The sequence below is a fragment of the Pedobacter sp. WC2423 genome, assembly GCF_040822065.1.
In the GTDB taxonomy this organism is placed as follows: domain Bacteria; phylum Bacteroidota; class Bacteroidia; order Sphingobacteriales; family Sphingobacteriaceae; genus Pedobacter.
In genome coordinates, this window is the sequence record NZ_CP162005.1 from 1889690 (window position 1) to 1903048 (window position 13359).

Here is a 13359-nt window from a genome sequence, read left to right on the forward strand (position 1 = left end):
AATTCACATTTTTTAAAACCGTATAAGATGAAAGCATTAGAAGAATTAAGCACAGCAGAATTAAAAGCCATATTAGAAAACCGTGAAAAAGCGGAGAAAGGCGCATTAATTAAGAAAGAACAGGCTTACATAAAAAACAGAGATGCCCAACTGGAAGAGCTGTCAGCTGAAGCACTTGAATTAGGATTGCAGTTAGCCAGGTTCAAATCAAAAGTTCATGCGGTTATGAATAAACAGGCGGAGGCACTTGCAGCCTATGGTAAAGTTCGTGGTAACAGCAAAGGCGGGTTTTCGATCACGAATGCTGCAAGTAACCTAAGAATAGTAAGAAGAAGGGACACCGAACCGACATGGGACGAACGAGCATCGAAAGCTGTTGACCTAATTAAGGACTTCTTAGGTGATACAATCAAAAAGAGGGATGTAAAACTTTACGAAATCCTAATAAAGTTCCTTGAAAAAAATCACAATGGAGATTTGGAATACTCTGCTGTATTCGGTTTAATGGAGCACGAGGATAAGTTTGACGATCCAAGATGGTTAGAGGGCTTACGTCTGCTTAAACAGAGCTATACGGTAACTCTGAAATGCTTTGGATATGAATTCAAGCAAAAGAACGATGCCGGGAAATGGATCACTCAGGTTTTAAACTTTTCAAGCCTCTAAAATGGGATACTCAATATACACGGAGATTTCAAAATCAATCGGTTTACAAGGTGATCCGATTGATTTACCTAATAAGGAGGAAGCGGAAAGGTTACATAAGGCAGTTACAGAAGATAAATGTGCTGATGCCTTTAAAGAGGTCTTTAAACTATACCGGTTCGGTAAACAGGCTGAAATATTCGCAGAACAAGAAATAAGCTCACTTATATATGATGCCTTTTACACGGGATCAAAACACTTTAAAACCCTTTAAAAGAAATATTATGAATAATGTATTAATAGAAGATATGAAGGCCAATTTTAAGGCTGTTGTTAAGGATCAAACAGAACTTTTGTCCTTTTTCGAAAAGGCTAATGAAACTAATGGCATTGAGGTGGTTTATATCGCTGGTCGAATTACTGGATTGGATTATAGAGATGTGTTTGAAATTTTCAGAAGAAGACAATTAGTTTTGGAAGCAGCTGGATTTATCGTGATCAATCCTTGTGAGTATGTCAGTGCTGGTGAAGATTGGAAAGTGGCAATGAAAACCTGCATTAACCTTCTACAATTCGCTAAGTACATAAGCCTGTTGCCTGATTGGTCAGAAAGCAAAGGAGCTACAATTGAAAAATATCTAGCTGATGCGCTTGGAATAGCACCTCTTTCAATTAAGTTCCCACATGAAGCGTAATGACGTAGTAACATTGGATCGGTTGTCAGTTGGCGACCGGTTCTACAAAGTTGGTGACAACTCGAAAACGATGTTACAGGTGATGGATACAGAAAAGCAGGTTCGTACTGTGAAGCAAAAGCACTTTGCGTGTCCGGTCTCGTTTTTAGGAACCAATTCCGAAACTAACAAAACAGTCCCAATGATGGGAAATATTCAGGTAGTATTCCTGAGAAATATTGATGAATGAAACACGGATCATTATTTTCTGGTATAGGTGGTTTTGATTTAGCCGCTGAACGTGCAGGGTTAACAAATGTATTTCACTGTGAATGGATACCATCAAAACAAGAAATATTAAAAAGAAATTTTCCTAAATCAATAAGCTATGGAGATATACAACATTTCAACGGAAAATCCTATAAAGAATCAATTGACATTCTTTCAGGAGGATTCCCCTGTCAAGATATTAGTATCGCAAATCAATCTAAAAATCAAGGGGGGGGAAGAATATTAAAGGCGAAAGGTCGGGTTTATGGAAAGAATATGCGCGTTTGGTTGGGGAAATTAGACCTGGAATCATCGTCTTTGAAAACAGCCCAATGTTGCTTAGTAGAGGATTTGAAGTCGTCCTTTGCGACCTTTCCAAGCTCGGGTATGATGTTGAATGGCGATTGTTTTATGCTTCCCAGTTCGGATTTCCGCACCGAAGAGAGCGATTATACGGAGTTGCCTACGCCATCGAGCAGCGATGGAAAAATATTATTAACGAAGGTGGAATCTTACAAAAAATATTTCCGGAACGGGCATCAAGACAAAAGCCTGTATCAATTCCAGTTAAACGGTTTCACAGCAAATCAAGCTATGCAGATGTACGAATGGATGATGGGTTTTCCAAAGAACTGGATAAAGAAGTTATACACGGATTCGGAAATGCTGTAGTGCCAGAAATACCTTATCAAATATTCAAAGCAATTCAGGAGTACGAAAATTTATTTAAATAACATGGAAAATTTAATTTTAACTGCACTAGATATATTTAAATCAGTAATTCTACTTTATGTTTTACATCAGGTATATAAGCTGAAAAAAGAGATTAAAACATTGTCACTCCGAAAGGGTAAAGGATATTTCCCAGGTCATTGGAATTGCAGATGCAATGACGGTTATCAGCCAAAGGTAGAAATTGAAGGTTCGCCCCCTGGTGCTGATCAGGATCACTCTTCTATAACTAATGAGGAAGCCGCAGAATTAGCAAATGAACCTAATCATCATCATTTTGAGATAAGAGATGAGGTTTTGTATCACATTTATCTATCGAAAAGGTGCGGTGGAGTTAGGACAGTAAAATCAATGCCAGGCTATTCAGATAACATGAATTTCAAGTTCGGTGCTACGACTAATCAGGTATGAGATTGTTTAATCATGAGGCGTGGCGTGTCTGCCTCAACTGTGGTCACTTTTACGACCTTAAAAAGGGTTTAATGTGCTTTACCTGTGGATGTCAGCATACAGAGGAGCAAGTATTTACAATCAAAAATTAGAATTATGGTTTTAGGATTTAAAAAGCAGTTTGTTGAGCCAATTATGGCCGGGACTAAAATACACACAATTAGAGAAGATTCTAATAATAGATGGGATGACGGAATTTTAATTCACATGGCAACCGGAACACGAACGAAGCATTATAACTGCTTCAAAAAAACTCTTTGCACTTCTATTCAGAATATCTTTATGAGTTATGATTATATGCTGCATATTTCAATTGATGGAAGAGAATTATATATACCAGAAAAAGAAAAACTAGCCGTGGCAGATGGCTTTGAAAATCTATTGTCTTTTGAAAATTACTGGTTTCCTGAATTGCAACAAAGAAGGCATATGGCGTTTTCAGGTAAAATTATTCATTGGACAGATTTTAGATATTAATATGTCAAACGTCAATAACACTCGAAGTAAGTATTCGCAATTTTTTGCCATTTGCACTGCACATGGCTTCGATTACAAAGAAAAGGTATACGAGTTCACAAAGGGCAAGACGAAGAGTTTAAGCTCGCTCACAGACGTTGAATACGCTGAAATGATGAAGCAGCTTATTGATCTTAATGAGCCATACAGACGTAATTACGTTCCGAAGCCAGGTGATAAGCAGAGAAAGAAAATGATAGCATTGGCAAGGCTGATGAATTACGGTGACATGAAGACTATTTATGCCCGCTTAGATAACTGGGCACGTGATCAGAAGTTTAAAAAAGGTTGGATGGCTCATAATCCTGCTGAACTTGATTTGCTGGTCGCCATTTTTGAGCAAAAAGTATACACACATTATTTAACAACTTTAAATTAGGTTTAAATGGTTAATATACATCTTTTAAACAGCGAAAGACTTGCTGAAGGTATTGAGGTGAGTTATAAAGATGGGCTTTTGTCGGAGATTAAATTTCCGACAAAATTTCCTCTTACTTTGGTTCAGCATGTGGCATTTCTAAAGCATATTCCTTACTCTGAAGATCTTCTTGAATTTAACATGGGACTGATAAAAATCAGCGTTCAACCACAAACACCTCATTTCAAAAAAATAGCTCTTTGGTGTGGCTTTTACCATACTAATAGAGGGTTGCAGTATAAAATCACAGAGCCTGAGAAAAGAAAATTAAAAGAGCTGAAAGTAACTGAGGAAATATTGACTGCCTATTACAAATCTACAGCCTTTGAAATAATGGGTAAAGAAGGTACAGGAAAGCATTCAGTTAACAATTTCTATAATTATTACAATCTTATTTTACAGGAAATGGCAGCAGGTGATAAGAAAAAATACCCTGATACCTGGTCTGAAGGTTTTCAAAATAAACTTACATCACAACAAGAATTAACTGAATACTGGGGCCACCTACGCACATTAGGCTTAGAGCCGAAAAAAGATAGGACTGGTAAAACGCTTGATTGGGTTAAAAAGGAATAGCATTAACAGATATACGGAATCCCGTATTTTGAATTAAAAACCTTAATGTACATTTGGTTATGATGGAAATGAGACTAATTTGGTGGGTAATAGCAAAACCGAAAAAATACAAGCATTATTATGGCTATCGCCTTGAAGGCATGAGCAAAAAAATGGCTTATCAGCGCACTTTAAATGAATATTAAATAACTTAGAAATATGAAAACTTTAAACACATTATTAGGACAGGTAATCATCCACGATGCAAGAATAGTTTTAGCACCTGGTCAAAGAGGCCGATACACCATTTTGGTTGATATTGAACTTGAGGGAAAGACGAAAGAACTAAATGTTCACTCTACTGACAGCGAGTTATATGATAAAGCCCACGGGGAATCAAATCATTCAGAGATCGTTTTAAAAGATGCTGAATATACTATTGAAAAAGCTGTAAACCACTTTATTAACAGTTTGTAAGATAAAAATAACTGAATACGGAAACCCGTAAAATTTATCTGAAAACTTTAAATACCTTTATAATTCAAAAATTTAGTTAAATGCTGATTGCTGAAATTGTGAGACTTGTACACTCACAGCTCGAATGTAAGAAGTGAAAAAGCCCTGAGTGATCAGGGCTTTTTTTGTAGGATAACTTTTTTTTATTGGAGTTTAGCCATTCTTTATATTTGTAACAATGGCTTACAACAATAATAACCGCTTTTTAAGGATCAAGGACATACAAGATATCTTCCTACTTCACAAAGTTGAGGGCTTAACCACGCGTTTTGTATTCAAAAAGTACATTTACCCACAATACAAAATCAGTATTGCTACATTTTACAACTACATGGGTATTAATGTGCGTAAAGAAATCAGACAACTTGGTTTATTCCAAGACGAAGATTAAAGGTTCTTAACCAATTTTCCCGCAATTTTCAGTTTCTCAATCATCAGGTACACATATTCTTCACCGGTGATCATTGGATCATTATAAGCGCACTCATATTTCATAACCTCATAGTTTACCACACCGGTATCAATAGGCTCATCATCCAGCCGCTGAAGTTTACCGGTATTTTCGGTTTCCAGATCATCCAGCACATAATGCACCAGCTGGTGGTACATCACATTCTTTAAGCCTTCTTCTTTATTGGTTGAAATATTGGAAGTATCCCACGTTGCATCAGTTACAACGTGGAATTCAAGCATTGTCTTTCCTTTATATGACTTTCCTACTTTAGTCCATTCGGTTTTTCTGCCAATGAAAATTGCCGGAATATCATAATATTCAAACTGAGCAGGGTTCAAAGGCTGTCCCCGGTATTTGTCTACATGCTTAACCGGCTCCAAACCAAGTTCAAGAAAAAGGGCTTTATTATCATCAAAAGCCTGGTAAATCTTTAAAAATAATTCTGTCATGATCCTTTGATTGCTTTAGTAATATCTTTCGTTATCATATCCTCAATATTCCCGGTCAACGTTCTTGAAACGCCTATAAACTGTCTCTGAGGCATTGTAAAATTCATCTTCCTGCGATGTGCCTTAACCGTATGTGACGATACAGTGTGAGCCGCTATGCTCTGTGTGCTATCTTTCCTGGTGCGGGTGTGTGCCCTGCGCTTGTAGGCCTTCTTTTGATAAGCACCTACCTGAGCAGTGGCCTTTACATTCCCGCCATCATTGTGAATTTGTGCATATGGTACGTCCGTGCCAATTATAGCCCTGTCAGCGTTTGAACTGATTTTCCTTATACTTCGCATCAGCCGGCCACTTTTAACCAGTATAGCGCGTTTATTTGCCTGTTTAGCACCTCTTTTCGGCTGCTTTCGCTTCTCCCATGCCTTTTCGCCTCCATCTGACCAATTTTGACGCCTGAACCGCTCTTTAGAAAAATTCACCGCTACAGTTGCCGCCCTGGTAGGCACTGATCTGGTCGTACTCATTAACCTTTTAACCAGGGCATCATAGTCTTTCATTTCGTTTGCCATGCTTAGTTGTATGAAGTTTCTAAATTGCGGAGCATCCTTGCAGCAAGTTCCGTGAACCATTCTTCAAGCTGCTTTTTACTCATTGACGCTATTTCTTGGTTTTTGCTTACGAAATCACCCATTTTAACCATGGAATCCATGTTGATTGTTAAATTTTTGATCTGTTGAGCTGTCCCTGTTGTGCCAGATGCGTTTTTGCTGCCCGTGTCACTCGCACCTTTATTGGTAGTGGTTTCCTCCTTCTTTTTAACACCACCTTCAGTTACTAACTTCTCTTTGGGTTTCTTTAGTTCTGCATATTCTGTGTTGACCTGGTTAGTGATCTCGTTTAAAGATTTTGTATCCTTAAATGAATTACTTAACCCGGCCATATCAAGAGTAAGAAGGGATTTTAAAGCTGAACCTATTGCCTCTACATACTGGAATATCCACAAGATATAAGGTTTAACTTTTACGTACATTTCTTCAAATCCGTTACCAGCTCCAAATATGGCATCCTTAAATGATATCATACCATTCCAAAGAACTTTAATAATCTCATAGGCAGCTGTTGTGCCAGAGGTAATTGCATCCCATAGGAATTTATAAGCTGCACCAATAACAGAAAGCAAATCCCGAAACATCATAGAATTCTTATAAAGATCTTTCCAATAGGCAATAGTATCCAGTATGGATTGCCCGACTGCTTTGATCATTGGTAAGCTTGTTTGTCCGATTTCTATCATTCCCTGCTTAATCTGGTTGTTGATGATCACCCACGCATCACCTGGTGTTTCAGCGTTTTTCATCGCTTCATTTAACTGACCTTGTGCCTTATTGGTAAAACCAATAATGTCCTTCAGCTTGTCGTAATCCTTCAGCATCGCACCAATAGCAGTTACTGTTTCGCCATCCGCACCGATAGTTTTGAAAATCTTGTTTTTCGCTTCAGATGATAGTCCCTTTAGCTTTGTGCGTAAAGAGTCCAATATCATTAATAGTGGTTTGGCCTTACCGTGTGCATCATAAATATTCACACCTATCTTTTTAAAGCCATCGGTGATCCGTGGATCTGATATTGCTTTGAAAGTGTTTTCCAGTAAAGTTGCTGTCTGATCTGACTTGAAACCCTGGGCGGTAAAGTACGCAAATGCACCTGCAAGGTCTTCAAAACTCTGTCCGGCCTTGTCTGCCATTGGAATGATTTTAGGCAGATAATCTGCAATATCTTTGAATTCGGCATTACCCTTATTCATCGTTGCAAATAATACGTCTAAAACCTTTGTTGCGCTCATAATACCCGTACTGTTCATTGTCGCAACTGTCGCAGCTGCAACCGTATCAAGATCAGTAAATCCGGCTTTTGCTCCTTTTAAAATAGGTTCAAATGCACCTAAAGCGTCCTTTACTTCAAGTCCCGCTGATACGATCTTGTTGAACGATTCGGGCACGTCTTCCAATGGTGTAGAGTTCCGGGCGCCTATATCCATTACCTGGTCACTGAGCGCGGCCAATTCATTTTTTGAGAGCTGGGCTGTAACATTGACTTTCGCCATGCCTTTAGCCCAATCCATGGCCATCCCACTTGCTTTGATATATGCAGCTGCGAGTGCAACAACACCCGCTGTTACCAGCGCATAAGGATTTGTAATTAGTTTCATCGCCTGATCAAGACCAGGGATCTGATCACTAATTGAATTGAAAGCCTCCGATGCGCCGCCTTTTAGTTCAGCTAACTTTAGTTTCATCGAGCTGACCCCGCTGTTGATCTGTGACCTTGCGCTGCTCATTCCGGCTTTAATTTTGTTTCTAAGCTCTAATAAGAGTTCAATTTTTGCCTGTCCTGCACCCATTATTTAATTATAAATTATTTGTATATTTGACCTGTGTTCTGACCCGACTTGTTCAGGTTTTGCACATCCAGAAAGCAGAAATTTATTTCTGCTTTCTCTTTTTAAAGAAATCGGCAATCTCAGACCGGTTGTATTTGGTGATTTTATCCTTAACATCAATTATCCATACCTCGCTCACACTTTTACTTTGCTTTACCTGACCTTTCAAGGCTCTTTGCAGGTCTTTTGCAGCGACTTTTTCCGTTAGCTTGATACATATCACATCTGACTGCTTTGATCCAGCCTTGATCAGCCCTTTAATAGATGCCTGGGTATTTGACGAGCTGGTCTTAAACTGTACCACCTGGTTACCGTTAACTATCGCATCCGAATTCTTACCCTGCTTTACACCATCTGGTAAAACAACGTTTCTTAATGCTTCTTTCCATTCATTGTTCGGGGCAATTTCAGGCAGCATCACAATTTTATCACCTGCATTTGCCAGGGTTTTTGATATTGAAAATATATCCTTGAAATCCTTTCCAGTTGGTGTCAATGAGTTTTGATATACATATCCACCTTTTTTACCTGCATAGGTCTTTTCATACAGGAATGGATTATTGTTATCAGCAGTCTTTATTACAGCTTCCGGTAGCTTGTCAAAATAAGGATGATCAGCAGGAAATACCAGACCGGATTTAGCCAGGTTAGTTTTGAACATTGGCGGTATATCCGTAGGTATTATAATTTTACTGACAGGAGTTACTTTTTCATCTGTACTCTGCTCAATATCACATCTGCAATTCCAGCCGTTAGGTGTGAAAATGGTGTCCCATATGAAATCATCAACTGCCCTGGTAACGCCATCCAATTTTTCATGTGAGGATCTAACTCTTCCATCCCCAACGGTTCTGTAGGTTAAAAACGGCAAATCGTCCTTTTCTTCCTGATATTGAATCCACCTGCTACCCATTTGTGCTGAAGCAATAGCGGTATTATATTCAATAGGCAGGTATCTATTGGTGTAGTCGTTGTTGATTCGCTGTGTTACCTCTCTAAATTCCGTAAATGGCACAATCTTGCCGTCACTGTGTAAAGCCGCTGTAGTGGCCTTTAACTGTTCATGCGTTTTGGCAAAACTAAATTGATATACATTCTGCTGTAAATGCTCAATTTGCTTTCTGTCCGCGCTATTCCAGTCCACGCTAAACACATCTTTCCCGTATCCCTGGGCGACTGCTCCGGATATTGTTGCTGCAACCTTATTCGCAACCTTTAGCGCAGTGCGCTTAGTCTGGTGACCATAATAGAAATCATGTGCAAGCTTTTCAATTTCCTTTTCTAAATCAATATCAACATCACCTAAAGCATTTACTTTAAGCCCTGAACAGTTCGGACAAATACAACTGTAAATTTCATCCAGCTTTCTTTTGGTCAATACCTGCCCTGCTTCAGGGCTTAGGCGAAAAAACTACCGTTGGCTAAAGCTATTGGCTGACCTTTGGCTGAAGGCGGTTCATTTGTTGGTGGAGCTGCTTTTACAGGTTCTACCTTTCCAGTAATAGGAAAGTCAAAGGTACTGCTGATCCAGTCGTTGTCAATTTGATAACCTAGCTCAATAGCTTTCGCTACTATACCCCATTTTCCGGGAATAGATAACTTTTGTGAACGATCAAATACAAATTCATCCGTTTCAGAAAATGGCATCCTGAATGTATCCCTTAACACTGGAAGAATCTTTCCATTGAAAATAAATTCAACTTTCTTTTTATCCCTTCCTGCAATGATATCGTTCATTGTCCGTTCATGGACTTCTGATTGCGATTTGCTGCTCCCGTTGTCGCTGACCATCGTGCCGCCTAAATAGCGTTTACTAATTTGCTGGTCAGAGTAATTCATTTGTTCCAGGAATACTTTGAACGGATCACCTTTAGCCGCGCTGTCTTTAATATCCAGTGTGGTGCCTTCGGGAAAGATAGCCTGTGACGCCTTTCCTAAATTCTTCAACATTATTTCAATGCGGTCAAGTTCTTTTTTATCTCTTGTGCGTGTTGTTGCGGTCGTCATCGGTATGCCGAATTTTTCAGAGAACATCGCCCATGCCTGACGCGCATTTTTCTTCCAAATCAAATCGGGCACGATGTCGTTCATGATACCGAATTTGTTACGACTTTTTACTACAATGATTGTCCCTTTAAAGGCCGGATCTGTTACGTCAATGCCTTTGTCTCCATTGGCTTCAAAAAGAAGTATGTTTTTCTGAGGTATAAAATTGCGGCGAGGCAATAACTGATATACTCCCAAAATCGGATCGACAATCTGCATTATCGTATACCCGAAAAACTCATGATCAATCAAATCACCTATTGCATCAAATACCCATTCCACTTCCAGGGTTTTTGATTTTACCGGGTCTTCTTTGTTCGTCTTGCTGTCCCTAATGTAATAGCGAACAGACTCAGAGAGGCCACGCCTGATGTCCATTTGAGAGCCTAGATGTCCATCAGGTATGAGATATTCGTACAAATCCTGCAATAACGACCATCGCGGTGTTTCAGGATTTGAAGCGGATTGAATTGCCGCCCTCCATGCCTGTATATCTTTCCGGCTCAGATCAGCAAATTCAGCGGCAAGCTGTTGGATCACTCCAATGTCTGAGGTTTTAGATGTTGTTTTTGCCGCTGCATTTGGATTCGGATATCCACGGCCTATTCTTGAATTAAACATGGTTTAAGCGTTGTTTAAATGATTATTAATTACCAGTTGTGGTTTTCAGGTTTACTGTCAGACCAAAGCCTGATTTCACCTTGATAAGTATCTGTTAAGGCACTTGGTAGATTTGCAAATGAATTTCCATTGCCAACATCTTTTAGCCAGTCTATAGCGTCCTGATACCTGCTTGATCTGTGTTCGGGTACGTCCTTGCTTCCTGTTTGGCTATAGAGGTGATAAAGGGTGATATCGATACCAATCATAATGATATAGCTCTCCCTGGTATCGGGTTCAATAAGGCTGTCAGAAAATATGAGGTCAGTATTAAATCTTCCTGCTAACCTATTTTTCATCTGGGATATTGCTGCCTGCTCTGCTCTTAATAATTTGATAGAACTTGCCAGCTCTGGAGTTGATCCATCCAATAAGCGTAATATTTCTGACTTTACCTGAAAGGCATAGTCAGTATCTTTAAAAAATCTTCCCATGTTAATATGATTGGTCTTGGTACGTTTCTCGTTCTGTGATTCTCGGATCAAATTTTTCAATGAAGGTCATCAGGTCAAGTTCCTTGAATCCTACAGCTACAGCATCGGGGCCATCATCATGCGCACCGCTTCCTTTTTCAAATTTGTCGAACTGATCAAGTGTTTCTATCTGGTCTAAATGCTCTTTTTCCTTAATATTCCAGAAAACCCATTTTCTTATGAATCGTCCGAGGATACTCTCAATATGGTCGTACTTATTCCCATATGATTTTCCATTGGCAACGATTGGAATAAAATAACCCCTTGTTTCTCCCTCATCATCAAAGTCGTTTTCAAAATCGCCCTGGGCAAACAATCCATCAAATGTGTAGGTGATGTTATAGCGCAATAGCTTTCGATCTTCATAAAGGTCATATAGCCATTCAGCTGCAAGATTCCTGCTGCATTGTCTTAAAAAGCAGTGGATAATATGGTACTCTTTCCTAATCTTCCCAATAAGGTATAAGCCTTTAAAATCTCCTTTGTCCTTATAGGATAAATCACCAATCATTATCAGCGCATCATATAAGTGAAGTTTGAGCATTTCTTTATACTGCATCAGATCAGGTTTGAAGATCCGGCCAGCTGACACATGAATGTGCATGTATTCACGTTTGAAACTTGACGGATTTTTATCATGCTTCTTTTTCCAATAAGCCGAAGTAGTCTTTTCCGGCCAGTTAGACACGAAATTGATCAGGTCTACAACAGCAGTAACTGTAAATACAGTATAATCGGATTTATCACCATCGCGCTTGTCAATCTTGATGTTTTTGGTGAACTCTATTTTCAGCCTATTGGTGATACTGTTTTTATGAAAGTTATTGTTTGCGTAAACTAGCCGTTCAGTGGAACCATCAGAAGCATCAAAACAGCCCATAATTTCTTCCAGGATCTTTTCAACAGCATCGCTCATCATTGTATCATTATTGACGTGCTTTTTGCTATCCACATCATCGATACAGATGTAATCAGGTCGGTCAGCACCTTCACGAAGACCCCGTGCTGACTGCTCCCAGCCAAGGGATTTAAAGCGTACACCATCGGTCGTCAAAAAGTCACCATCTGCCCAATTGCCTTTTCCCATTCTCAGGCCATAGTCATTGATCAGCTTTTGGTTGTATTCAAGTTCTGCCTGTATGCTGCTAATTAGTTGTTTTGCCTTTGGTGCATTTTCACCAAACTGAACGAAAAAATTAAGGTCTTTTTTAACAAAATATAGGTATAAAGGAATACCAAGACCGACATGCACGGACTTTGCACCTGATCTAAAGATTTCAGCCAGTGTTTTGCTTTTCTTATTACCAATAATAAGTTTAGCCAGTTTTTTATGATACTTCGCGCATTTCGACTTAGCGTAATGCGAAAGATATTCCTCAAACCACAAGATGTATTCACTTTCGAGAATATCCATCCTGTCTTTTTTCTCTTTTGCGGTTTCGCTAAGATCAATAGTGGTTTTCTTCTTTATCTTTTGGCAATGGGTATCATAGTTCTCAAGGATTTTAAGCCATTTTTTATCCATGCAAATTGATGATATGAAGAATGAACTTCTTGTGATAATCTAAATTTTTATTGGCCAGTTCAGGGTCGCGCTCTGAAAGCCAGTCATCCAGTACCTTAATTACTGTCATTGCCATCTGGGGACTAAGTTTTGTACTGAACGTCTCCATAACCTTTGAAACTTTTGAAAGTGCGTCTGAGTCAATTGTCGCTTCTCCACCGGCTGCTAGATGTTGAATTTCTTTTAAAAGAATAGCTCTAACCTTTACCGGTGACGCTAATAGTTCCTCACGCTGTTTGTCCCATTCACCTTCCTTTCTCCAATTGCCAACAGTCTTTTCAGTGACACCGAATTGTTCTGCAATCGTCTTGGCATTGTATCCCAATTCAATAAATGCCATTTCAGCATTTCGCTGTAACGCGTCCTTTTTTGCCATTGTTTTTTACACAAAAAAAGGGATTAAAAAACTGTAAAATAACGGAGTGTCTAAGCTTTAAGAGATTGTTTATAAGGCAATTATAGTTCTTTTTTTTGTCCGAATTATCGCCATATCCTTG

The 13359-nt window shown here is 39.1% G+C and carries 18 protein-coding genes and 1 pseudogene; 11 read left to right on the forward strand and 8 right to left on the reverse strand.

What is annotated here, in order from left to right; translation table 11 throughout:
* Nucleotides 1-27 precede the first annotated feature (27 nt).
* The 11 genes and pseudogenes from AB3G38_RS07495 to AB3G38_RS07545 all read left to right on the forward strand — a co-directional run bounded on the left by AB3G38_RS07495 (nt 28) and on the right by AB3G38_RS07545 (nt 4737).
* Complete coding sequence (locus AB3G38_RS07495) at nt 28-666, forward strand: DUF3164 family protein (RefSeq protein ID WP_367867873.1); 639 nt, start codon at nt 28-30, stop codon at nt 664-666.
* 1 nt (nt 667) lies between these two features.
* The gene (locus AB3G38_RS07500) at nt 668-919 is read left to right on the forward strand and encodes a hypothetical protein (RefSeq protein ID WP_367867874.1); all 252 of its coding nucleotides are present in this window, start codon (nt 668-670) and stop codon (nt 917-919) included.
* Nucleotides 920-929: 10 nt separating this feature from the next.
* Complete coding sequence (locus AB3G38_RS07505) at nt 930-1340, forward strand: DUF4406 domain-containing protein (protein ID WP_367867875.1); 411 nt, start codon at nt 930-932, stop codon at nt 1338-1340.
* Nucleotides 1330-1569, forward strand: coding sequence for a hypothetical protein (locus tag AB3G38_RS07510; RefSeq protein WP_367867876.1), 240 nt, complete (start codon nt 1330-1332; stop codon nt 1567-1569). The genes AB3G38_RS07505 and AB3G38_RS07510 overlap by 11 nt, the downstream gene beginning before the upstream one ends.
* Nucleotides 1566-1748: pseudogene (locus tag AB3G38_RS07515) on the forward strand (DNA cytosine methyltransferase); the annotation flags it as partial. The gene AB3G38_RS07510 and the pseudogene AB3G38_RS07515, both read left to right, overlap by 4 nt.
* A 125-nt stretch (nt 1749-1873) precedes the next feature.
* The gene (locus tag AB3G38_RS07520; RefSeq protein ID WP_367868756.1) at nt 1874-2323 is read left to right on the forward strand and encodes a DNA cytosine methyltransferase; all 450 of its coding nucleotides are present in this window, start codon (nt 1874-1876) and stop codon (nt 2321-2323) included.
* A 1-nt stretch (nt 2324) separates the two neighbouring features.
* The gene (locus AB3G38_RS07525; protein WP_367867877.1) at nt 2325-2732 is read left to right on the forward strand and encodes a hypothetical protein; all 408 of its coding nucleotides are present in this window, start codon (nt 2325-2327) and stop codon (nt 2730-2732) included.
* 135 nt (nt 2733-2867) lie between these two features.
* A complete protein-coding gene (locus AB3G38_RS07530; protein ID WP_367867878.1) occupies nt 2868-3248 on the forward strand; it encodes a hypothetical protein in 381 nt (126 codons plus the stop codon).
* 151 nt (nt 3249-3399) lie between these two features.
* Nucleotides 3400-3666, forward strand: a complete 267-nt coding sequence (locus AB3G38_RS07535) for a hypothetical protein (RefSeq protein ID WP_367867879.1) — start codon at nt 3400-3402, stop codon at nt 3664-3666.
* 6 nt (nt 3667-3672) lie between these two features.
* Complete coding sequence (locus AB3G38_RS07540) at nt 3673-4281, forward strand: hypothetical protein (protein WP_367867880.1); 609 nt, start codon at nt 3673-3675, stop codon at nt 4279-4281.
* Between the two features lie 198 nt (nt 4282-4479).
* Nucleotides 4480-4737: a hypothetical protein gene (locus AB3G38_RS07545; protein ID WP_367867881.1), complete on the forward strand. Its 258-nt coding sequence runs from the start codon at nt 4480-4482 to the stop codon at nt 4735-4737.
* 426 nt (nt 4738-5163) lie between these two features.
* On the opposite strand, the gene AB3G38_RS07550 is transcribed toward AB3G38_RS07545, so the two are convergent.
* The 8 genes from AB3G38_RS07550 to AB3G38_RS07585 form a co-directional block, all read right to left on the reverse strand.
* The gene (locus AB3G38_RS07550; RefSeq protein ID WP_367867882.1) at nt 5164-5679 is read right to left on the reverse strand and encodes a hypothetical protein; all 516 of its coding nucleotides are present in this window, start codon (nt 5677-5679) and stop codon (nt 5164-5166) included.
* On the reverse strand, nt 5676-6248 hold the full coding sequence (locus tag AB3G38_RS07555) for a phage virion morphogenesis protein (protein ID WP_367867883.1): 573 nt from the start codon (nt 6246-6248) through the stop codon (nt 5676-5678). Before AB3G38_RS07555 ends, AB3G38_RS07550 begins: the two co-directional genes overlap by 4 nt.
* Nucleotides 6249-6250: 2 nt before the next feature.
* Nucleotides 6251-8080 (reverse strand): phage tail tape measure protein, encoded by a 1830-nt coding sequence (locus AB3G38_RS07560; protein ID WP_367867884.1) that lies wholly within the window; start codon nt 8078-8080, stop codon nt 6251-6253.
* An 82-nt stretch (nt 8081-8162) separates the two neighbouring features.
* Nucleotides 8163-9497 (reverse strand): phage minor head protein, encoded by a 1335-nt coding sequence (locus AB3G38_RS07565; protein ID WP_367867885.1) that lies wholly within the window; start codon nt 9495-9497, stop codon nt 8163-8165.
* A gap of 20 nt (nt 9498-9517) precedes the next feature.
* Nucleotides 9518-10786, reverse strand: a complete 1269-nt coding sequence (locus tag AB3G38_RS07570) for a DUF935 family protein (protein WP_367867886.1) — start codon at nt 10784-10786, stop codon at nt 9518-9520.
* Nucleotides 10787-10815: 29 nt separating this feature from the next.
* Nucleotides 10816-11259 (reverse strand): phage protein Gp36 family protein, encoded by a 444-nt coding sequence (locus AB3G38_RS07575; RefSeq protein ID WP_367867887.1) that lies wholly within the window; start codon nt 11257-11259, stop codon nt 10816-10818.
* Between the two features lies 1 nt (nt 11260).
* Nucleotides 11261-12823, reverse strand: a complete 1563-nt coding sequence (locus tag AB3G38_RS07580) for a hypothetical protein (RefSeq protein ID WP_367867888.1) — start codon at nt 12821-12823, stop codon at nt 11261-11263.
* A complete protein-coding gene (locus AB3G38_RS07585; RefSeq protein WP_367867889.1) occupies nt 12816-13238 on the reverse strand; it encodes a hypothetical protein in 423 nt (140 codons plus the stop codon). The genes AB3G38_RS07580 and AB3G38_RS07585 overlap by 8 nt, the downstream gene beginning before the upstream one ends.
* Between the last annotated feature and the right edge of the window lie 121 nt (nt 13239-13359).

Coding starts and splice junctions, on each gene's coding strand:
- AB3G38_RS07510 (WP_367867876.1), top strand. CDS start 1,330: ATGAAGCGTAATGACGTAGTAACATTGGATCGGTTGTCAGTTGGCGAC.
- AB3G38_RS07495 (WP_367867873.1), top strand. CDS start 28: ATGAAAGCATTAGAAGAATTAAGCACAGCAGAATTAAAAGCCATATTA.
- AB3G38_RS07545 (WP_367867881.1), top strand. CDS start 4,480: ATGAAAACTTTAAACACATTATTAGGACAGGTAATCATCCACGATGCA.
- AB3G38_RS07505 (WP_367867875.1), top strand. CDS start 930: ATGAATAATGTATTAATAGAAGATATGAAGGCCAATTTTAAGGCTGTT.
- AB3G38_RS07575 (WP_367867887.1), bottom strand. CDS start 11,259: ATGGGAAGATTTTTTAAAGATACTGACTATGCCTTTCAGGTAAAGTCA.
- AB3G38_RS07560 (WP_367867884.1), bottom strand. CDS start 8,080: ATGGGTGCAGGACAGGCAAAAATTGAACTCTTATTAGAGCTTAGAAAC.
- AB3G38_RS07500 (WP_367867874.1), top strand. CDS start 668: ATGGGATACTCAATATACACGGAGATTTCAAAATCAATCGGTTTACAA.
- AB3G38_RS07570 (WP_367867886.1), bottom strand. CDS start 10,786: ATGTTTAATTCAAGAATAGGCCGTGGATATCCGAATCCAAATGCAGCG.
- AB3G38_RS07580 (WP_367867888.1), bottom strand. CDS start 12,823: ATGGATAAAAAATGGCTTAAAATCCTTGAGAACTATGATACCCATTGC.
- AB3G38_RS07585 (WP_367867889.1), bottom strand. CDS start 13,238: ATGGCAAAAAAGGACGCGTTACAGCGAAATGCTGAAATGGCATTTATT.
- AB3G38_RS07535 (WP_367867879.1), top strand. CDS start 3,400: ATGATGAAGCAGCTTATTGATCTTAATGAGCCATACAGACGTAATTAC.
- AB3G38_RS07530 (WP_367867878.1), top strand. CDS start 2,868: ATGGTTTTAGGATTTAAAAAGCAGTTTGTTGAGCCAATTATGGCCGGG.
- AB3G38_RS07525 (WP_367867877.1), top strand. CDS start 2,325: ATGGAAAATTTAATTTTAACTGCACTAGATATATTTAAATCAGTAATT.
- AB3G38_RS07550 (WP_367867882.1), bottom strand. CDS start 5,679: ATGACAGAATTATTTTTAAAGATTTACCAGGCTTTTGATGATAATAAA.
- AB3G38_RS07555 (WP_367867883.1), bottom strand. CDS start 6,248: ATGGCAAACGAAATGAAAGACTATGATGCCCTGGTTAAAAGGTTAATG.
- AB3G38_RS07540 (WP_367867880.1), top strand. CDS start 3,673: ATGGTTAATATACATCTTTTAAACAGCGAAAGACTTGCTGAAGGTATT.